Origin of the sequence: Pseudomonas sp. W15Feb34 (genome assembly GCF_023127765.1) — a bacterium.
Classification (GTDB): Bacteria; Pseudomonadota; Gammaproteobacteria; order Pseudomonadales; family Pseudomonadaceae; genus Aquipseudomonas; species Aquipseudomonas synxantha_A.
Window position 1 is genome coordinate 55,651 of record NZ_SPKN01000006.1, and the last position, 20,239, is coordinate 75,889.

17 protein-coding genes are annotated in these 20,239 nt (G+C 61.6%); 5 read left to right on the forward strand and 12 right to left on the reverse strand.

Going from position 1 to position 20,239, the window contains the following annotated elements; all coding sequences use genetic code 11:
• The first annotated feature begins 49 nt into the window (after window positions 1-49).
• Together E4O97_RS03215 and E4O97_RS03220 are read left to right on the forward strand one after the other, a co-directional pair.
• Window positions 50-1,159, forward strand: coding sequence for a DUF3182 family protein (locus E4O97_RS03215; RefSeq protein ID WP_248160835.1), 1,110 nt, complete (start codon window positions 50-52; stop codon window positions 1,157-1,159).
• Complete coding sequence (locus tag E4O97_RS03220; protein ID WP_032879226.1) at window positions 1,149-1,904, forward strand: alpha/beta fold hydrolase; 756 nt, start codon at window positions 1,149-1,151, stop codon at window positions 1,902-1,904. Before E4O97_RS03215 ends, E4O97_RS03220 begins: the two co-directional genes overlap by 11 nt.
• A gap of 3 nt (window positions 1,905-1,907) precedes the next feature.
• On the opposite strand, the gene E4O97_RS03225 is transcribed toward E4O97_RS03220, so the two are convergent.
• The 4 genes from E4O97_RS03225 to E4O97_RS03240 are packed head-to-tail and all read right to left on the reverse strand — an operon-like array spanning window position 1,908 to window position 5,812.
• Window positions 1,908-2,864, reverse strand: coding sequence for a lysylphosphatidylglycerol synthase domain-containing protein (locus tag E4O97_RS03225; protein WP_005791882.1), 957 nt, complete (start codon window positions 2,862-2,864; stop codon window positions 1,908-1,910).
• On the reverse strand, window positions 2,854-4,116 hold the full coding sequence (gene clsB, locus E4O97_RS03230; RefSeq protein ID WP_032879228.1) for a cardiolipin synthase ClsB: 1,263 nt from the start codon (window positions 4,114-4,116) through the stop codon (window positions 2,854-2,856). Before clsB ends, E4O97_RS03225 begins: the two co-directional genes overlap by 11 nt.
• On the reverse strand, window positions 4,113-4,889 hold the full coding sequence (locus E4O97_RS03235; protein WP_032879229.1) for an endonuclease/exonuclease/phosphatase family protein: 777 nt from the start codon (window positions 4,887-4,889) through the stop codon (window positions 4,113-4,115). The genes clsB and E4O97_RS03235 overlap by 4 nt, the downstream gene beginning before the upstream one ends.
• Window positions 4,886-5,812, reverse strand: a complete 927-nt coding sequence (locus E4O97_RS03240; RefSeq protein WP_216090375.1) for a DUF72 domain-containing protein — start codon at window positions 5,810-5,812, stop codon at window positions 4,886-4,888. The genes E4O97_RS03235 and E4O97_RS03240 overlap by 4 nt, the downstream gene beginning before the upstream one ends.
• A gap of 269 nt (window positions 5,813-6,081) precedes the next feature.
• Between E4O97_RS03240 and E4O97_RS03245 the strand changes: the two genes are divergently transcribed.
• Window positions 6,082-8,160 (forward strand): mechanosensitive ion channel family protein, encoded by a 2,079-nt coding sequence (locus E4O97_RS03245; protein ID WP_032879232.1) that lies wholly within the window; start codon window positions 6,082-6,084, stop codon window positions 8,158-8,160.
• Between the two features lie 107 nt (window positions 8,161-8,267).
• Here the strand turns inward: E4O97_RS03245 and E4O97_RS03250 are convergent, their stop codons facing one another.
• Window positions 8,268-12,515, reverse strand: coding sequence for a DEAD/DEAH box helicase (locus E4O97_RS03250; RefSeq protein WP_248160836.1), 4,248 nt, complete (start codon window positions 12,513-12,515; stop codon window positions 8,268-8,270).
• A 167-nt stretch (window positions 12,516-12,682) separates the two neighbouring features.
• On the opposite strand from E4O97_RS03250, the gene E4O97_RS03255 reads away from it, so the two are divergent.
• Window positions 12,683-13,567, forward strand: coding sequence for a sugar nucleotide-binding protein (locus E4O97_RS03255; protein ID WP_032879234.1), 885 nt, complete (start codon window positions 12,683-12,685; stop codon window positions 13,565-13,567).
• A gap of 125 nt (window positions 13,568-13,692) precedes the next feature.
• Here E4O97_RS03255 and E4O97_RS03260 read toward each other — a convergent pair whose 3' ends face one another.
• The 5 genes from E4O97_RS03260 to E4O97_RS03280 form a co-directional block, all read right to left on the reverse strand.
• Window positions 13,693-14,391, reverse strand: coding sequence for an OmpW family outer membrane protein (locus E4O97_RS03260; protein ID WP_248160837.1), 699 nt, complete (start codon window positions 14,389-14,391; stop codon window positions 13,693-13,695).
• A gap of 94 nt (window positions 14,392-14,485) precedes the next feature.
• Window positions 14,486-15,007 carry a DUF3299 domain-containing protein gene (locus tag E4O97_RS03265; RefSeq protein ID WP_032879236.1) on the reverse strand — a complete coding sequence of 174 codons (522 nt, stop codon included), beginning with the start codon at window positions 15,005-15,007 and terminating at the stop codon, window positions 14,486-14,488.
• 11 nt (window positions 15,008-15,018) lie between these two features.
• Window positions 15,019-16,284 carry an ABC transporter permease gene (locus E4O97_RS03270; RefSeq protein WP_148853985.1) on the reverse strand — a complete coding sequence of 422 codons (1,266 nt, stop codon included), beginning with the start codon at window positions 16,282-16,284 and terminating at the stop codon, window positions 15,019-15,021.
• 1 nt (window position 16,285) lies between these two features.
• Window positions 16,286-16,996, reverse strand: a complete 711-nt coding sequence (locus tag E4O97_RS03275; RefSeq protein ID WP_032879239.1) for an ABC transporter ATP-binding protein — start codon at window positions 16,994-16,996, stop codon at window positions 16,286-16,288.
• 148 nt (window positions 16,997-17,144) lie between these two features.
• Window positions 17,145-17,744 (reverse strand): DUF2796 domain-containing protein, encoded by a 600-nt coding sequence (locus E4O97_RS03280; protein ID WP_216090372.1) that lies wholly within the window; start codon window positions 17,742-17,744, stop codon window positions 17,145-17,147.
• Window positions 17,745-17,871: 127 nt separating this feature from the next.
• Here E4O97_RS03280 and E4O97_RS03285 point away from each other — a divergent pair, with 127 nt between their 5' ends.
• Window positions 17,872-18,213 carry a hypothetical protein gene (locus tag E4O97_RS03285; RefSeq protein WP_248160838.1) on the forward strand — a complete coding sequence of 114 codons (342 nt, stop codon included), beginning with the start codon at window positions 17,872-17,874 and terminating at the stop codon, window positions 18,211-18,213.
• Here the strand turns inward: E4O97_RS03285 and trxA are convergent.
• Window positions 18,210-19,082: a thioredoxin gene (gene trxA, locus E4O97_RS03290; protein ID WP_005791858.1), complete on the reverse strand. Its 873-nt coding sequence runs from the start codon at window positions 19,080-19,082 to the stop codon at window positions 18,210-18,212. The genes E4O97_RS03285 and trxA overlap by 4 nt on opposite strands.
• 73 nt (window positions 19,083-19,155) lie before the next feature.
• Window positions 19,156-20,157 (reverse strand): Abi family protein, encoded by a 1,002-nt coding sequence (locus E4O97_RS03295; RefSeq protein WP_078822447.1) that lies wholly within the window; start codon window positions 20,155-20,157, stop codon window positions 19,156-19,158.
• Window positions 20,158-20,239 lie beyond the last annotated feature (82 nt).

The following is a 20,239-nucleotide window of genomic DNA, read 5'->3' on the forward strand; positions in this document are numbered from 1 at the left end:
CCCTGCAACTTTCCCACCACACACATGGCGGGATAGCCAAGGGGGACGCATGACCCCGACAAATCGCAACAAATTGGTGGTCGCACACTCGACGCGCGAAGGTGCGCCATTGCATGAGGTTGAAACCAACCGCGCATTGGCCCGCTGGCTGGCGCAGATATTGGGGCTCAAGTTTGGTGGCAGTTACGACCCCCAGATGCACGCCGGTCGCGAGCTGTACCTGCTACCCACGCAAACTCTGGTCGGTCCCGCCCTGGCGTTGAAGCTTGACGTCAGAGGGCCGGAAGATTTGTGGGGGGGCTATGTCGATCACGATTTCATTTGTACCAAAGCGATCAGCCACGGCCTGTTGAGCCCTGAAGCAAATGCACCTGAAGGTTGGTCGCTGATCTTCTGCGAGCGCGTACGCGACGTTGTGTTGGATGGCTTGAGTGTGTTCGCCCTGGAAGACGCCAAGCCCGCCGCCGCGCGCTTGCTCTATAGTGGCCCGATCCGTATGAAACCGGTGCACGCCTGTGCTGGACGGGGCCAGGAAGTTATCCACAGTCTCGATGAGTTCGACGCGATAGTGGCGCGTCCTGACGCCGCAAAGTTGTTCAGCGCCGGCGTGGTGCTGGAACAAGACCTGCACGACGTGGTTACCCACAGCGTGGGCCAGAGCTTTATCGGTGAGCACGTATTCAGCTATTGCGGCGAGCAATACCTGACCCAGGACGGGCAGGGCGAGGAGGTCTACGGCGGATCCAACCTGCTGGTCGTGCCCGGCTACTATGAAGACTTGCTGCAATTGGCCCTGCCTGACGATGTGCGGCAAGCCATCGAGCAAGCCCGGGTTTTCGATAATGCTGCCGACGAAGCCTACCCGGGGTTCTACGCCTCGCGGCGCAATTACGACATCGCCCAGGGCCTGGACAGTAACGGCCAGCGCCGTAGCGGCGTGCTCGAACAGTCCTGGCGCATGGGCGGGGCCAGCAGCGCGGAAGTCGCGGCGCTGCAGAGTTTTATCAACAACCCGAGCCTCAAGGCCATCCGCGTGTCCTCGGTGGAAACCTACGTGGATCAAGCGCTGCCGGCGGATGCCATTGAGGTGTACCGAGGCCCGGCCGAAAACAGCGACTTTCTTCTCAAGTATGTGACGGTTCAATCTTATGACGGCTAGAAGCGAGAGCATCAGTATCGATGTAGATGATGAACAGATGAGTGGGACATTCCTCAGCCCCAAGTCCAAAGTGCCCGGCGTATTGTTTGTGCACGGTTGGGGCGGCAGCCAGGAGCGCGACCTGGAACGCGCCAAAGGCATCGCGGGGCTGGGTTGTGTATGCCTGACCTTCGACCTGCGGGGGCACGCCGGCACCGGCATTCCCTTATCGCGCGTCACCCGCGAAGACAATCTGCGCGACCTGCTGGCCGCCTACGACCGGCTGCTGTCCCACCCGGCCATCGACACCTCGGCAGTGGCGGTGGTGGGCACCAGCTATGGCGGATACCTGGCGGCAATTCTCACTTCGTTGCGCCCCGTGCGTTGGCTGGCGCTGCGGGTGCCCGCGCTGTACCGCGACCAGGAATGGCTCAAGCCCAAGCGTGAGCTGGATAAAGCCGACCTGATGGATTACCGCGGCACGTTGGTACGTGCCGAAACCAACCGTGCCCTGCACGCCTGCGCGCAATTTACCGGTGATGTGCTGATTGTGGAATCGGAAACCGACGACCATGTGCCCCATGCCACCATCATGAGTTATCGCGCGGCGTGCCAGCAGACTCACTCCCTGACCCACCGCATCATCGACGGCGCGGACCATGCCTTGAGCGACCCGGTGTCGCAACAGGCCTATACCTCGATCCTGGTGGACTGGATTACCGAAATGGTAGTGGGTGAGCGGTTGAGCATTATCCAATCCCGATAGACGTTAAGCGGGTGTCTTCTTCACCCGCAACGCCTTGGCCTTGGCCTCCACCCCCAGGTACATCACCAACGCAATCAGCAATGGGCAAATAAAGTAGATTGCCCGATACGCGATCAACCCGGCCAGCAGACTCCCGCGCGACGCCTCATGCTGCAACAACCCGATAAACACTGCCTCCAACACCCCAAGCCCGGCGGGTATATGGGTGACCACACCGGCAATCGCGCTGATCAGCAACACGCCCAATACCAGCGGGTAATCGAGTTTGGCGGGCAGCAAGGTAAAAATAACCGCTGCCATGAGTGACCAGTTCAAGGCGCCCAGGGCCAGTTGCAGGCAGGCCATGCGCAGCGACGGCAAATTGATCTCGATGCCGCGGATCGACCACGCACGTTTTTTCGAAAACCGGCACGCCGCCAGGTAACCCAGGCTCGCGATCACCAGCAACACGCCCACACCTTGCAGAGCGCCGGTGCTGAGCTTCCAACCCGGTGGCAAGGTGACCAGCCCGCTGCTGAACACTACCCCGGCCAAGGCCATATAGCCGAACCAATTGGTGGCCAGGCTCAGGCCGAGGATCTTGGCGATATTGCTGGTGCTTACCCCCAATCGCGAATACAGCCGGTAACGCATGGCGATGCCGCCGACCCAGGCGCTCAGATTGAGGTTGAACGCATAACTGATAATGCCCACCGGCAGGATCTGCTTCCAGCGCAGGGGCTGGCGAATGTAGGTCCGGCCGATCAGATCGAAGCAGGCGTACACGATAAAACTGCACAGCGTCAGGGCGCCGGCGATCAGCAATGTGCTGACTTTGAAGTCGCTCAACGTCTGCAGCACTTCGCTCCAGTCGATGCGCCGGGCAAGCAGGGTGAAGAGCACGATCAGCAGCAGGAAGAACGCAATGGTCAGGGGCTTCTTCCAGCGCTGGAACCGTGAGCCGTTTTTCTCAGACGTCATGGGCCGGACTCTCAATGGGTTTCAAACGCGGCTTGTGTGCCGGCAACCAACTCGCCAGCGCTGGAAAGTGGCGCATGACATGGAACACCAGAAACCCCACGGTCAGGCGCCACAACCACAGGCGCGGCTTGCGCTTGGCCGGCATGGTCTGGCAATGGTCTCGTGCCAGGGCTTCCAGGCTCTGGTACAGCTGCTGGTTGAAGGCGCGGTCACGAATCAGCACGTTGGCTTCCAGGTTCAGCGCCAGGCTCAGCGGGTCGAGGTTGCTTGAGCCCACGGTGCTCCATTCGTCGTCCACCAGCGCCACTTTGCCGTGCAACGGGCGTTGGCAGTACTCGTGAATCACCACGCCATCCTTGAGCAGATAGTCGTAGAGCATGCGCGCCGCCAGCTTGGCCAGCAGCACGTCGGGCTGGCCTTGCATGATCAACTGCACCTGCACGCCCCGGCGCGCTGCGTTACGAATCTCGCGCAGCAAGCGATAGCCGGGGAAGAAATAGGCATTGGCAATTACCACCCGCTGCCGGGCCTGGCTCAAGGCGTGGATATAGGCTTCTTCGATGTCGTCGCGATGCTGGATATTGTCGCGATAAATCAGGCGCACCATCCCGTCGCCGTGCTCGTCTGCCCATGGCGAAGGCCGTTGCTGGCGTCGGCGCCAACCTCTACGGGCGCGCACCTGGCGGCCACTTTGGGCGAGGGCGAAATGGTGCAAGTCGGCCACTGCCGGGCCGATGATCTGTACCGCGTAATCCTGCTTGGCTTCGGGGCCGAAGTCCCCCAGGTGATCAGCGGAAAAATTGATCCCGCCGATAAACGCCACGCTGGCGTCCACCACCACGATCTTGCGGTGCAGGCGACGAAACCAGTTGGTGCGAATGCCGAGGGTTTTGGATGCCGGGTCAAACATCTGCACGATCACGCCGGCTTCAGCCAGTGCGCGCAGAAAGGCCGGGCTCAGTTCGCCGCAGCCGAAACCGTCAAGGCTGACCACTACCTTGACCCCGCGTTGCGCCGCTTCGATGAGAATGCCTTGCAGCTCATGACCGACCTTGTCTTCAAAGAGGATGAAGGTCTCCAGCAGGATTTCCCGCTGGGCGTCGCGCATGGCCTCGAACACCGCGGGAAAATAGGCCTCGCCATTTTCCAGCAATTGCACACGATTGCCGCTCTGCCAGCCGTAGTCCAGGTCGCGGGCCTTGCTGTCATCCGGCGGCTGGTCGGTGGCGATATGTTCTACCGCAATGCTCATAACTCAATCTCCACCGACAGGGGCACATGGTCTGACAGGTGCGACCACGGCCGCGTGGTGAGCACGCGCGGGTTGTGGATGGTCAGGTTGCGCACATAGATGCGATCCAGCGGCAGTAACGGCAGGCGTGCCGGGAACGTACGCGCAGGCTTGCCGTGGGCGTGGATGAACACCTCCTGCAGGCCGCTTTGACTCAGGTCGGCCTTTTGCCGCCAGTCATTGAAATCGCCGGCGACCACCAGGGGCGCATCCGCCGGGATCTGGCCAATACGCTGCTCAAGCAAGCGCAGTTGCTGTTGGCGATGTACCTCGCGCAAGCCCAGGTGGATGCAGATGGCATGCACCTCGCGTTCGCCGCCCGGCAGGCGCAGTACGCAATGCAGCAGGCCGCGGTTCTCATGGCCGCTTTGGGAGATGTCGAGGTTGTCGTAACGAATGATCTGGAATTTTGACAGCAGCGCGTTGCCATGGTCGCCATGGGGGTAGACCGCATTGCGACCATAGGCAAACTGCGGCCAGATGCTGTCGGCGAGAAATTCGTACTGCGGCATCTTCGGCCAGTCGCTATAGCGCTGGGGATGGCGCTCGTGGGTGCCGTGGATCTCTTGCAGGAACACCATATCGGCACCGACGCTGCGCACCGCTTCGCGCAGTTCGGGCAGGATGAAGCGTCGATTCAGGGCGGTGAAGCCTTTATGGATATTCACCGTCAGCACGGTAAAACGCGTGATGGCGGTGGTGGGGGGCACGGGGATCAGCTCGGGGTGAGTCATGGCAACACTCCCGGTTCCGGCAACTGCCCGGGTGCCGTGAGCAAGTGCTTGTCCAGCCCGAAGCGCTGTAACAACTGGCGCGCATCGAAAGGCGCGCGCACCTTGATGTCATTGTCGAAAAAGCAGAACACGTCACGCTGTTTGCGCACGCGGGGTTTGCGTTGCGGGGCGACAAGGTGCGCATCCGCCGGTTGTTTGCCGTGCGCCCAGCGCTCGATACGGTCACCCCAGCGTTTGAGCGCTTCATCGGTATAGCCACTGGCGTAGAGCTGCTTGTCGCCGTGTAATCGCAGGTACATGAAGTTGGCGGTGACGTCTTCGATATAGGGCCACTTGCCGGCGGTGTCAGCCACTACGAGGGCAACACCGTACTTGTCCAGCAGCTGCACAAACTCCGGTACCGCAAAGCTCATGTGGCGAATTTCCACGGCATGGCGCAAGGGTTTTTTGCCATAGGCTTTCATGCTTGCCTTGCCGTTCAGGCGCGGCTCGTGCTGGCGGGCGAGGGCGGCGGCCTGTTGGGTGTTGGTGGGTAAATCGGCCAGGAAGGCTTCGAACAGTGCGGCGTCGAATTTGAAGCTGGGCGGGAACTGCCAAAGGATTGGACCGAGTTTTTCTTTGAGCTCCAGCACCCCGGAGGCGAAGAAATTGGCCACGGGCTTGTGCACCTCGCGCAAGCGCAGGATATGCGTGACATAGCGTGGCGCCTTGACGCTGAACATGAATCCCTCAGGCGTATCGGCGTACCACTGCGCATAGCGCTTGGGGGTTTGCAGCGCATAGAAAGAACCGTTGATTTCAATGCTACTCACGGCGCGTGACGCAAACTGCAACTCGCGTTTCTGGGTCAGCCCGTCGGGGTAGAAGTCCCCGCGCCAGGGCGTGTAGCGCCAGCCGGAAATGCCGATATGAATCGCCGCCATGGTTGCTCCTGTGGAGGTGGGGTGCGTTATGGGATGACTGCGATATTTGGCGGAAAGTTTCCACGTTCCTACAGACGGTACGGGGTGCGAAATGTGGGAGGGGACTTGCCCCCGATAGCGGTGCATCAGTCATGAAGTTGCTGACTGACAGCCTGCTATCGGGAGCAAGCCCCCTCCCGCAATTTGAATCACATGCCCGCAAACACAGGGAACGATCAAGGCTCAAACCCGTCAGTTCCTTACAGACCCTTCTGAAGGAGCCCGCTGTTTTGCTGAATTTAAAGACTGCATTACTGCTAGGGGCGCTGCTGTTCTGCGGCAGCGGCGCATTGCAAGCTGCTGCCACCGCGCCTGAGTCCGACGCGGCGGCCAAGCCCGAGTTGCTGGTGGAGGGCGGCCTGCTCGGGGCCATCAGTTCCAGCATTGATGATGTGCAGCAGAAGCTCGATCTGAACCAGAACTTTATCGACGAGTGGCGCCTGCGGGCCGACCGGGCCGCGAATGAAGTCGGGCGGCTGGTCGACCAGACCGCCGCACGCTCGCCGTGGAGTGTGGCAGGGGATTTCCTGCTGTTATCCGCCGTTTGGGTGGGTGCTTTTGCGCTGCTGACGTTACTGGGGCGCTTTATCGTGCGGCGCTTGAGCCTGCGCGCCTTTTTTCGCCGGCGGGCACGCTTGCTGGGCGTGCTGGGGTATGTGGTGCCTTACACCATCCCTGCGGTTATCTGCCTGCCATTGACGCTGTATGTCAGCCATTTTCTCGCCTCTTCCGTAGGACGGGCACTGGCGCTGTGTTTTGCCTACGCCACCAGTAGCGGCATCTTTTCCACCTCCATGCTGCTGTGCGTGATCGTCATGTTCAATGTCGGCCACAAGCGCCCGGCGGTGCAGATCATTCGCGACTATTGCCCCAAACCGCTGTTCCTGATCGGCTTTCTTGCCGCCCTCAGCGACGCGCTCACCAGCCCGCAGATCGCCCGGCAGCTGGGCGGCAACATCACCAGCAGTGTTGCGGTGTTTACCGGGCTGTTCGCGACAGTGATCTTCGGTGTGCTGGTGGTTCGCCTGCGTCGCCCGGTGGCGCATTTGATTCGTAACCGGCCGTTGGCGCAGCGCCTTAAGCATCCGGCGTTGCAGCAATCGCTGCGGGTATTTTCCGGGCTGTGGTATTGGCCGATCCTGTTGATGGTACTGGTCTCGGCGATCAACTTGATCGGTGCCGGCGACGATAATCAAAAGGCCCTGCGCTGCGCCTTGTTGACCACCATCCTGCTGATCGGCACGGTATTTCTCAGCACGGTGCTGCAACACTTGTTCAAGTCGCGCAGCCAAGTGGCGATACAGCGCAGCAGTGCCTACAAGGAGCGCTTTCTCAGCCTGTTGCACGCGATATTGCGCATTGTGATGGCCATCGCTTTTATCGAGATACTGGGGCGTATCTGGGGCGTGTCGCTGTTCGAGTTCGCCCAACGCAACTCAGTGGGCCGGGCGATCAGCGATTCGCTCAGCAGTATCGGCCTGATCCTGCTGATGACGTGGCTGTTCTGGGTGGTGCTCGATACGGCGATTCAGGAAGCGCTCAAGCCCCCGGTGAACAAACGTTCCAGCCGCCAGCCCAGTACGCGGGTCAAAACCATCCTGCCGCTGCTGCGTAATGCGGTGAAAATCATTCTGGTGGTTATCTGTGCGATCACCACCATGGCCAATCTGGGTATCAACGTCGCGCCGTTACTCGCGGGTGCGGGGGTGGTCGGCCTGGCGATTGGTTTTGGCTCCCAGCAGCTGGTGCAGGACGTGATCACCGGCCTGTTTATCATCATCGAAGACACGCTCTCCATCGGCGACTGGGTGGTGCTCGATTCCGGCCACGCCGGTACCGTCGAGGGCTTGACCATCCGCACCCTTCGCCTGCGCGACGGCAAGGGCTTTGTGCATTCGGTACCGTTCGGGCAGATCAAGGCGGTCACCAACCAGTCGCGCCAATTCGCCTATGCGTTCTTCTCGGTGCAGTTCACCTACGACACCGACGTGGACAAGGCCGTGGAGCTGATCCGTGAAGCAGGCCAGTCGATTCGTGACGACGTGTTCCTCAAGTACAACCTGCAAGGGCCACTGGAAGTGTTCGGCGTGGACAAGATGGACCTCAATGGCGTGGTGCTCACGGCGCAATTCCGCACGGTATCGGGTGGGCAATATGCGGTGAGTCGAGCGTTCAATCAGCGCTTGAAAAAGCTTGTGGATAACTGTGACGAGGTGCATTTTGCGCAGACTTATCCACAGCAGGTGTTGTTGCCCAAGCGTGTGGCGCAGGAGGATGAGCCAGAGGCCGAGCAAGCCAGGCCGCAATGATGAGAGTGGGTGTTCCGGCCCCATCGGGAGCAAGCCCCCTCCCACATTTTGATGTGTGAACACATTCAAATGTGGGAGGGGGCTTGCTCCCGATGAGGGCCTAAAGGTCAGCGCCTGATCAACTTCTCCTGCACTGCCTGCTGATCCATCTCCAGCAACACCTGCTGCTTGCCGGCGACCATCACCGCCGCCGGCAGCCCATCGCGATATACAATCCGATTACCGCTCACCGCCGGCACTTTGGCCCCCGGTAGCAGCGTGCCCACAAGGTTCAATGGATCCGCCCCGCACACCGCGATCAAGCTCCCGTCATGTGCCCGCCGCCGCACCTCGCGCAGCAAGGGTATCGCCTCCGGCAACGCAAACTGTTCGCCCGCCAACCCACTGACAAACCGCCCGCCACGAATCTCCCCGCGTGCCTCCAGCCGATGGAAGGTGCGCAGCAATTCACGCCAGCTCGGCAACCAATCCGCCTCGCGCTCCAGCAAGCGCCAGAACACCACGCCGTAACGGCGCAGCAGGGTCATCGCCACATGCTCCAGGGTTTCGGCCGAATGCGCGCCGGCGGCGGTCGAGGAGCGGCGCACCAAGGCCCAGCGACCGGCATCATCCATGCCGCCGACAAACGCTCCGCGCCCACGCCGACTGCTGCGGGCCTGGCGTTTGCTGGCGGGCGTGGTCAGGGCGCGCAGCCCGGCGAAGCTGTCGGCATTCACCAGGCCGGCGCCTACCAGTTCCTGCAAGGCTGTCTCCAGCTCGCTGCGCAGCAGGTGGGCCTCGGGCACCAGTTCATCAAAAAACAAGGCGCCGTGTTCGCGCAGGGCCGAGTGGACTTTCTGCGCCTTGGGCGACAGCGTGGTGCTGTCGGTGGGCTCGGTCAGCCCGCTCCACAACGCCACCTGGCTACGGGGGAGCAAAACCACCGGGGTGCTGCGCAACGCCATGGCGCCGGCCTTGTTGCTTAAGCGCGTCCATACCAGCTTGCCGCTGCGGCACAGGTCATCGAGCCAGGTCGATGAATAATCCTTGATGCGCGCGCTGAGCAGGTCAGTGTCCCAGGCCGACGTGGCGGCGGCATAACCTTCGAGTTGGCTGACTATCTGCGGCAATACGGCGCTGCCCTGGCCACGGGTGCTGTCGGACAGGTGCTGCCAATCGAACAGAAAGCGCATGAAATCCTGCAATGCCACCGGCTCGATCTCTCGGCGCAGGCGCTTGACCGTGTAGCGATGAATGCGTGCCAGCAAGTGACGTTCGCACCATTGTTCCTGCGTGGCACCGGGGCTGAAGTGCCCGCGCAGCACGTAGCCTTCCTGCTCCAGGCGCGACAGGGCCTGAGTGATTGCCGCCACGGGCAGCGCCAGGGGGGCAGCGATTTCGACCAGGTTCAACGGGCCAAAACCACTGAGGCGCGCACGCAGTACTTCTAACAGCGCGTCATCAAACTCCCAGGGCTCGTCGAACCCGGGCAGCAGTGGCAAATCGTTAGGGTAGAGCGCCTGCAAGCAACTCAAGCGCTCAACGGCGACCCACATGCCGTTGTGCAACTGACAGGCTCGCCCGGCCTTGGCCAAGGCGTGCAGCCATGCGGCCCATTGCGGTGCAACTTCAGGGGCTGCGATGCACGCCAGGCTCATCAGCGCTTCATGCATTTCATCTACGCCATTGGGCGCGGGCCAGGCTTCTTCGCGAACGCCGGCGATAGCCTCGGCATCCAGTGCGCCCAGGTCATCGGTGCTCTGCGGGTCGCTCCAGCGTCGGTTGAGCACGGCCTGGGTGCGGCGCTCTTCCAGCGGGGCGTCGTCGAGAAAGGTGTAGGGCTTGGCGCTGAGAATTTCCGCAGCCATGGGCGAAGGGGCGGGCAGGTCGCGGCTGATCAATCGGACTTCCCCGCCTTCCATGCGCCGCAGCAGTGCCAGCCAGGCTTCACTGTCCATGGCTTCATGCAAGCAATCGTCGAGGGTTTGTTCCACCAGTGGGTGATGGGGGATTTCGCGCTCGCCGGCGAGGTTTTCCAGGCAGGCGATCTGGTCCGGAAAGACGCTGGCGATCAGGTCTTCGCTCTTCATGCGCTGGATCTGCGGCGCCACCTTGCGCCCACCGGTGTAGCGCGGCAACGCCAGGGCCACGCCGGCATTCCAGCGCCAGCGCACGCCGAACAGCGGCGCATCCAGCACGGCCTGGATCAGGAGGTGTTCAGCACTGTTGCTGTTGAGGTAACGCCACACCTCATCCAAGGCAAAACTGTGGCTGGTGGACAGCGACAGCACGATGGCGTTTTCGCTGGCCGCCGCTTGCAGCTCGAAGTTGAAGGTGCGGCAGAAGCGCTTGCGCAACGCCAGGCCCCAGGCGCGGTTGATGCGGCTGCCAAACGGCGTGTGGATGATCAACTGGGTGCCGCCGGACGCGTCGAAAAACCGCTCCATGATCAACGTGTCCCGGGAGGGCAGGGCGCTCAGGGCCTGGCGCGACCGGGCCAGGTAATCCAGCAGTTGTTCGGCGCTGGCGCGATGCAGGCCCAGGGTGCCGGTTAGCCAGTCGAGGGCCGGTTGCAGGTCGCCGGGCGTGGCACCCAGCAAGCTGTCGATTTGCCCTTGCAAGCGCGCCACGGCCACCGACAACTCGTTGCTGCGCCCGGGTGCTTCGCCCAGCCAGAACGGGATGGTCGGCGGTTGGCCATGGGCATCCTCGACACGCACCTTGCCCGCTTCGACCCGCAGGATGCGGTAAGAGGTATTGCCGAGTTGGAAGATGTCGCCGGCGATGCTTTCCACCGCGAAGTCTTCGTTGACGCTGCCGATGTTCAGGCTCTGAGGCTCCAGCAACACGCTGTAGTCGGCGTTGTCCGGGATGGTGCCACCGCTGGTGACGGCGGTGAGCCTGGCACCGCGGCGGCCGCGCAGGGTGTGGGTCACGGCGTCACGGTGCAGGTAGGCGCTGCGGATACCCTGGCGGCCGTTGTAGCCCTCGCTGAGCATCTGCAACAGGGCCTGGTAGTGGCGCTCATCCAGCTCGGCGTAAGGCGCAGCGCGGCGAACAAGCGCCAGCAGCGCCTGTTCCGGCCATTCACGGGCGCTGACTTCGGCAATGATCTGCTGGGCCAGCACGTCCAGCGGCGCCACTGGAATATGCAAGGTATCCAGCTCGCCACGGCGTACGCAGTCGAGCAACGCGGCGCATTCGATCAAGTCGTCACGGGTGGTGGCAAACAAGCGCCCTTTGGGCGTACCGCCGACCTGGTGCCCGGAGCGGCCGACGCGTTGCAAAAAGCCATTGATCGAGCCGGGTGAGCCGATCTGGCAGACCAGGTCCACCTCGCCAATATCGATGCCCAGCTCCAGGGACGCGGTGGCGATCAGCACTTGCAGTTCGCCGGCCTTGAGCCGTTGCTCGGCGTCCAGGCGCAGTTCCTTGGCCAGGCTGCCATGGTGGGCGGCCACAGCGGTCTTGCCCAGCCGCTCGCTCAGATGCCGGGCCAGGCGTTCGGCCAGGCGCCGGGTGTTGACGAAAATCAGCGTGGTGCGGTGTTCGCGGGCCAATTGCGCGAGGCGGTCGTAGACCAGGGCCCACACATCGTTGGCCATCACCGCCGAAAGCGGCACTGGCGGCACTTCGATATCCAGGTCCCGTGGGCGCGCATGGCCGATGTCGACGATGGCACACTCACGGTCGGTGCCGACCAAAAAACGCGAGACCGCTTCGATGGGTTTTTGCGTGGCTGACAGGCCGATACGGGTCAATGGCTCGGCGCACAGCGCTTGCAGGCGCTCCAGGCTCAAGGCCAGGTGGCTGCCGCGCTTGCCGGCGGCGATGGCATGGATCTCATCGACGATCACCGTGCGCGTGCTGGCGAGCATGTGTCGGCCGGAATCCGAACCCAGCAGCACATACAGAGATTCGGGCGTGGTCACCAGGATATGCGGCGCGCGCTTGCGCATCTGTGCGCGGTCTTTTTGCGGGGTGTCGCCGGTGCGTACGGCGGTGCGGATCACCAGCGGCGGCAGGCCCAGGCTTTGAAGCTGCTCGGTAATGCCGGCCAGCGGGTTTTGCAGGTTGATCTGGATGTCGTTGGACAGCGCCTTGAGCGGTGACACATACACCACCAGGGTCTCGTCCGGCAGTTGCCCGCCGTTGGCCAGGCCTTGGTGGACCAAATCGTCGAGTACCGCCAAAAAGGCCGTCAAGGTCTTGCCCGAGCCGGTGGGCGCGGCGATCAGCGTTGACCGCCGCTGGCGGATCAGCGGCCACGCCTGGGCCTGGGCGCCGGTCACCGAGGGGAAGGTCCTGCAAAACCAGGCACTGACGGCGGGGTGAAAACCGTCCAGTGCGCTGGCCGTTGATTCGGGAAGGTTCATGAAGTGATTGATGCCACCTGCTCCAACAAGTTGCAAACACGTACTTTATCCGTGACGGTTGCGCTACAAACCCGCAAAATGCAACGATTCTGGCAACTACCTACGGCAAGGCGCACACGCCTGTCGATAATAACCATCGTTCCAAACAGACCGGGCCTGCTCAATCTATGCGAATGCGCCTTATGTTACTGGGCGGCGGGAATGCCCTCGGGCAGGCGCTGATTCGCCTCGGTGCAGAGGAAGACATCGGTTTCCTCGCCCCCAAACCGCCCCAAGACGGCTGGGATGCCGCGAGCCTTACCCAATTGCTCGACGACACCCGTCCCGATGCATTGATCAACCTCGCCTACTATTTCGACTGGTTCCAGGCCGAAACCGTGAGCGAAACCCGCTTGGCCGCTCAGGAGTTCGCCATCGAACGCCTGGCTGAATTGTGCCAGCACCACAGCATCACGCTGCTGCAACCGTCCAGCTACCGGGTGTTCGATGGCTCGCGCGCCACCGCCTACAGCGAAAAAGACGAGCCGGTGCCCCTGGGCCTGCGCGGCCAGGCGTTGTGGCGTATCGAACAGAGCGTGCGCGCCACTTGCCCACAACATGTGCTGCTGCGATTTGGCTGGTTGCTCGATGACAGTGTCGACGGCACGCTCGGGCGGTTCCTGGCCCGGGCCGAAAAACCTGATGAACTACTGATGGCCGACGACCGTCGTGGCAACCCGACGCCGGTGGACGATGCCGCACGGGTGATTATCTCGGTGCTCAAGCAGCTTGATTGCGCGGCGCCGCTGTGGGGCACCTATCATTACGCCGGGCATGAGGCGACTACGCCGTTGGCCCTGGGCCAGGCGATCCTGACCGAGGCGCGCAACTTCCACGCGCTGGCCATTGAATCCCCCACTGCCCAGGCCCACGCGGCTCGGCCGGATGCGGCGGATGAACCGCAGCACGCGGTGCTGGCGTGCAAGAAGATCCTGCATACCTTTGGCATCAAGCCAAGGGCATGGCGGGCGGGGCTTCCGGCGTTGCTGGACCGGTTCTACCGCCACAGCTGACACGCTACAAAACCAAATGTGGGAGGGGGCTTGCTCCCGATAGCGATGGGTCAGTCCATGAATCTGTTGACTGACACTCTGCTAGCGGGAGCAAGCCCCCTCCCACATGGGTTATGCAGTGTTGCTTAGAACTTGTAGCCAATACCCACCATGTAAACCATCGGATCCACGTCCACATTGACCTTGGCCCGAGTGCCCTGGCCCAGCGCATTGTTATCCACAGTCGCCTTGGTGCTGATGTCGATGTAGCGCGCCTGGGCGTTGATCATCCAATTGTCGTTGATCATGTAGTCGGCGCCGATCTGTGCGGCCCAGCCCCAGGAGTTTTCGGCCTTGAAGTTGCTGAAGCCGGCTTGTTGAGCGCGACCGCCGACGTGTTCGTCGTAGATCCAGGTGTAGTTGATACCGGCGCCCACGTACGGCTGGAATGCCGACTTGTTGTCCAGCGGGTAGTACACGACGCTCAGGGTCGGCGGCAGGTGCTTGAGCGAACCGAGCTTGCCGTTGGCGGCGCCCAGTGCGGTGTTCTTGAGTTTCACGTCATGCTCGAAGGGCGTGGCGGCCAGCAATTCGATACCGACGTGGTCGGTGATCATGTAGGCGAAGTTCAAGCCCAGTTGGGTGTCGCTGCTCATGGTCGCCTTGCCGCCCAGGTTGGTGCCGGCCAGCGGGCCCTGGTCAACCTTGACTTTGCCGCTGTCGGCGTCCGGGTTGACGGTGATTGCACCGGCACGCACCAGAATATCGCCCGCCTGGTGAGCGTGTGCGACCGGGGCGACGAGGGCGAGCGCGAAGAGGGACGCGCCGAGCAGAGACTTGTTCATGGGAGCTCCAAAGGACGTTTAAAAGTTGTACGTCCAATGGTAAAGATCGTTCCGTTCGGTCTTTTGACTCAGCTCAATGAAAGGGTGATCAGCGCTACTCCTGCAGCTCGTACATGTAAATCTTCTGGGCATCCATCTGGTAACCGGCGTCGGCCAGTTCACTCGTCGACGGCTTGACCTGCATCGCGCCTTCGATCCAGTACGGCTGGTACAGCTCATCGAGCTTCACGCCGACTTCGCTTTTGACATGCACGATCTGGTTCGACGGCGGTGGCGGCACGTGGATGCACGCGCCGAAATACGGCACCAGCAGAAACTCGGTGGTGCGGCCTTCTTCACTGACTTCCAGTGGCACGATATACCCCGGCAGGCGGATGTGCTGGCCGTCGAGGCTCTGCACCACCGGCGCGTTGGGCAGATCCTGCTTGGCCGCCGGCGCCGCCTCGACGGACAAGGCATCGGCCATGTTCGACAGGTCGTGCAGCGGCTTCATATTAGGCACTTCCGGTGGCGCATCCGGCGGGATCATTTCCTGCCAGGACAGGTCCTTGGGCTGTTCATCCGCCCACACGGGCACGGCCGTCAGCAGTAACAGGGCAAACAGGGCACGACGCATCGAAGCCTTCCTCATACACGGATGGACAGGCCATCGGCCAAAGATTGTCGATAGGCGCGCCACGCGGGCACGCTGCCCATCAACAGCGCTGCCGCGAGGATACCCGCCAGCAGGGTCCATTCATATTCGCTCGGCCAGGACATCGGCAGGTCCAGCCCGTAGTTGGCCTGCAAGTAACCACGGGAGGCGGCGATGCAGACATACAGCAGGCCCACGCCTGCTACCACACCGGACAAGGCCAGGGCGAAGGCTTCGAAGATCAGCAGGCTCGCGATATGCCAGGGGCGTGCACCCACCGAACGCAGAATCGCCATCTCGCGGCGGCGCTCGTTGAGGCTGGTGAGGATCGCCGTGAGCATACCGATCAACCCGGTCAGCACCACGAACAGCGAGATCACGAACAAGGCTTTCTCGGCGGTGCTCATCATGCTCCACAGCTCTTGCAGGGCCACGCCCGGCAGGATCGCCAGCATCGGCTCGCCACGGAACTCATTGATCTGCCTTTGCAACGCGAAGGTGGAAATCTTGTTGTTCAGGCCGAGCATGAACGCGGTGATGGCTTGCGGCGTCAGGTCCATATTGCGCGCCTGGTCGGCGCTGATGCGGCCTTTGCCCTGGGCCGGCACACCGTTGTGCCAGTCGACATGGATCGCCTCCATGCCACCCAGGCTGATGTGCAACGTGCGATCTACCGGCGTACCGGTACGCTTGAGGATGCCGACCACAGTGAAGGGTTTGTCGTCGTGCTTGACCAGGCTGACCACCGCTACACCGTGGGCCAGCACCAGCTTGTCGCCGAGTTTGTAATGCAGGGCGTCGGCGACTTCGGCGCCGAGCACCACTTCAAACGGGTCGGTAGCGAAGGCGCGGCCGCTGGCCAGTTCGAGGTTTTGCTTGCGCCCGTACTGGTAATGCTCGAAGTAGGATTCGTTGGTGCCCATCACGCGGTAACCGCGATGGGAGTCGCCGAGGGAAATCGGAATGGCCCATTTCACCTGGGGGCTGGCGGCGAAATGCTCAAAGCTGTCCCAGCGGATGTTGTTGGTGGCGTTGCCGATGCGAAACACCGAATACAGCAGCAGGTTGACCGAGCCCGAACGTGCCCCGACGATCAGGTCGGTACCGCTGATGGTGCTGGCAAAACTGTTGCGCGCCTCGACACGCACGCGCTCCACCGCCAGCAACAAGCACACGGAAAGCGCGATGGCGAAGGCAGTGAGGATCGCAGTAAAGCGGCGGTTAGCCAGGCTGGCCATGGCTAGACGAAACAGATACATCTCAAACCTCTGCGGGCGTGGCGGCGCGATTGAGTTCGGCCAGTGACAGGTTGCGGTCGAACAGTGACGCCAGGCTCTGGTCATGGCTGACAAACAACAGGCTGGCGCCAGCTTCACGGCATTCAGCGAACAGCAACTGGATGAACGCTTCGCGGGCGTCATAGTCCAGGGCTGAGGTGGGCTCGTCGGCGATCACCAGTTCCGGTTGGCCGATCAACGCACGGGCGGCAGCCACCCGTTGTTGCTGGCCGATGGACAGCGAGTCGGCGCGGCGCTCCAGCAAGTCCTTGTCCTTCAAGCCCAGGTGCGCGAGCAAGGTCGCAGCCGCCTGGTCGACACTGCCGTGGCGCTGTTTGGCCCGTTGTGCGCGCAACCTGGAAAAATGGCAAGGCAACTCGACGTTTTCGCGCACCGATAGAAACGGCAGCAGGTTGAACTGCTGGAAGATGTAGCCGGTGTGGTCCACACGGAAACGATCACGGGCGCCGGCCGAGAGTTCGGTCAACTCCTGCCCCAGCAGGCGGATGCTGCCCTGGCAGGGTTTCTGCACGCCCCCCAACAGCCCCAGCAGCGTGGTCTTGCCACTGCCGCTCGGGCCCTTGAGGAACAGGGTTTCCCCGGGTTCCAGGCGGAACGCGGGGATGTCCAGCAACTGCGGGTGACCGGGCCAGTTGAAGCCCAGGTCGGACAGTTCGATTAACGCTTGAGTCATGGGAAGTCAGTGTCGCCTGGTAGTCGAAAATGGCGCCGATCCACTGTGGGAGCTGGCTTGCCTGCGATGGCATCGCTACGGTGTGCCTGCTGCACCGCGTCGCCAGTATCGCAGGCAAGCCAGCTCCCACATGGACTGTGCTTTCAAGTCAGAACTTCAGGGTGGCGGCGGTGGCCGTCGCGTCAACACCTTGCTGACCGCTCGGGCCGATCAGTTGTACCTGAATTTTCTTGGTGGCGGGGAAGGTCTTGAACACTTGGCTCAGATCGAGGTTGCTCAGCGCCGTCGGCGTGGCGCAGGTGAATTGGTAGTGGGCGTGGATTTCGCTGTGGTCGTGATGGTGCTCGTGAGCGGCGGCGCCTTTGCCGTCGGTGGCGTGGTCATCGTCGTCATGGTCGGCTTCTGGTTTGTCACCGAACAGCGGGCTATTGAGTTCCTGGCTGCTGACCACACATCCTGCGGCCTTGGGCAGGTTGAACAGGGCCAACGGGTTCTCCAGTTGTTTGCGTACACCGGCGACCTTGGCTTTATCGGCGGCGCTGGTCGCTACATGCTCGAAACCCACCAGGTTCATGGCCGGGCTGTCCAGTTCAAGCTCAAGGGCCTTGCCATCCAGCACGGCATTGAGACGGCCGACCCCGTGTTCATGGGCGCCGAGGCTGCCGTGCTCGTGATCATGCTCTTCATGAGCGTGGGCAACAGCCAGTGGCAGCAGGGCGAACGGCAAAGCAAGCAGCAAACGGCGCATGGGAGGCTCCAGGATGAAAGTTTTGTTATGTGATCTTATAACAATAGAGCCGAGAGTTTGACCGCCTGCTTGGTGTTGCGCAAGCTGCATGGGAGCATGACGGTCAGAAAAATGCAGGAGTACAGCGATGTTGCGAATTCGTGGAACCATCGGCGACCTGCCGGTGGACTTGACCCTGGAACTGGACGACGGCGATTGGGCGCGCTTGGGCGCACAGCTTCAGGCCGCCCCAATGCCCAGTGCGCCAACCGCGGCGCCGGTCAAACAGAACGACGACCTATGGCAGAGCGCCCAGGAGGTGCTGCGCAAGGCCGGGCAGCTCAACGGTCTGGAATTGCTCGATCAACTGGAAGGGTTGGCAGGCGATGCGGGCGCGGGCAAGCGCCTGTTGGTGCGCCTGCGCCATAGCGCCAAAGTCAAGGTGAGCAGCGGCGGGGATACGCCGCTGTACCGTTGGATCGGTGATTAGTACAACGCGGCAAACAATTTGCGGCGGTACACCGTGACCAGCGGGTGCTCATTGCCCAGCAATTCGAACACCTGCAGCAACGTCTTGTGCGGCAAGCCTTCGCTGTAGCTGCGGTTGCGGGTAAACAACTTGAGCAAACCTTCCAGTGCCGCATCGTACTGCTGGCGCGCCAGTTGCTGGATCGCCAACTGATAGGCCGCTTCGTCGTCCTGCGGGTTCTGTGCCAGACGGCTCTTCAGATCGGCGGTGTCCGGCAAGTCTGCGGCCTGGCGCAGGAAGGTGATCTGCGCCTTGGCCCCGGCCAGGGCGGCCTTGTGGTCGTCGCTTTTGACAGCGTCAAGCACGGCCTGGGCTTCGCCCAATTCGCCGCGTTCGGCCAGGCAGCGTGCGTACAGGATCAACGCGGGGGCGTTAGTGTTGTCTTCGCCCAACAGCGCCACCAGCAGCCCTTCAGCTTCACTGATGCGTCCTTCGCTGAACAGCGCCTGGGCCTGTTCCAGCGGATCCGCCGCAGCCGGTGGTGGCATCTGCACATGTGGCTCCAGCATCGCCCGTACTGCCGACTCCGGCTGCGCACCGGCAAAGCCGTCCACCGGCTGGCCATCCTTGAACAACACCACCGTCGGCAGGCTTTGAATGCCGAAACGCGCGACGATGTCCTGTTCGGCCTCGCAATCGACCTTGGCCAACAGCAACTCGCCGCGATAGCTCTCGGCAATCTGCGCCAGCATCGGCATCAGCGCCTTGCATGGCGCACACCATTCGGCCCAGAAGTCCACCAGCACAGGTTTTTCAAAAGAATTCTGAATCACCGCCTGGTCGAAGTTGGCGGTGGTGACGTCGAAGATGTACGGCGTGGGCTCACTCATGGGGCGTCTCGAATAAAGCGGGAATGGGGGCAACTATAAGGGCTGGCGCTAGCTATCGGAAGCCGCCTGGCATTCAGTAATCATGCGCGTGCCAAAACGGGTCCAGATACCAGTCCTGAGGAAAACCCATTGCTTCGATACGGACGTCGGGAAACTCGTCGATCAGCAGATGCAGGCTGTGACCCCAGCGAGTATGTGGGCTCACCTGGCCCATCAGGTGATTGAGTATGCATAGCGTGGAGAACATGCGGCTATGTGTCCCCGGTTGAAGCAAATACTGCGGCCATGGAAAGCTGGCTTTTTTGGGCAATTCAGGACGGATACCCAATTCTCGGTTCCACATGCGTGAATGGTGAGCGCAGATATTTCGGACAGTGGTCAGCGTGTGCAGCCAGGACTGCATGAGTGGTGCCGGGAGTAGAAGGCGCCTGGAGATCGCTTTCTTGTCGGCGTCCTTGGCCAAGCCTTTGTACAGATGGGATAAGTCTCCCAGTGTCAATTCTTCCAACATGGCCCAACCCGGCATCAACGCGGGCTGGACGTAGGTCACGGAGTAATGACGGGCATAACTTTCTTTTGCCCTTTGGCGTTTAAGAAGATCTTTTCGTGCATCGCTGGCATGTGATCTATCGATGCGTTCGCATTCGCGCTGGTAGTCACGGGTTGCGCTGGCTTGCTTCATGGACAGTGTTGCAAGCAGGCGTTGATGATCAAATTTGAGGTGGAACAACCCTGGATTGAGATACCAATGACTGCCATGGGCGGGTCCCATGTGATTACTGATAACCGAACGTGAGGCTATTTCGACGCGCTCAATGGCATCCATGGTCAGTAAGCGAAGCCTTCTATCAAAATCGTATAGGCGGGTTAATTGGCGGAACTGGCTACCTTCACGAAAAAGATGGTCAATAGCGTCAGGCTGTTGAAAGGGCCGCATATAAGGGCTGAGTCGAAAGAAACTGACGGATTGCAAGAAGTGCTCGGCACGAGCTTCATTGTGAATTATCAGTCCGCGCCGCTTGAGGAGTCCCAGCTGGGCAGGAACGTCGATGGCAGGTTTGCTGAATGACCTCATGCCCAAAAAGTACCGGGCATAAAAAACCCGCACAATTTGTGCTTGGTTACTGATGCAACCAGAGGCATGGCGGGTGTATTGC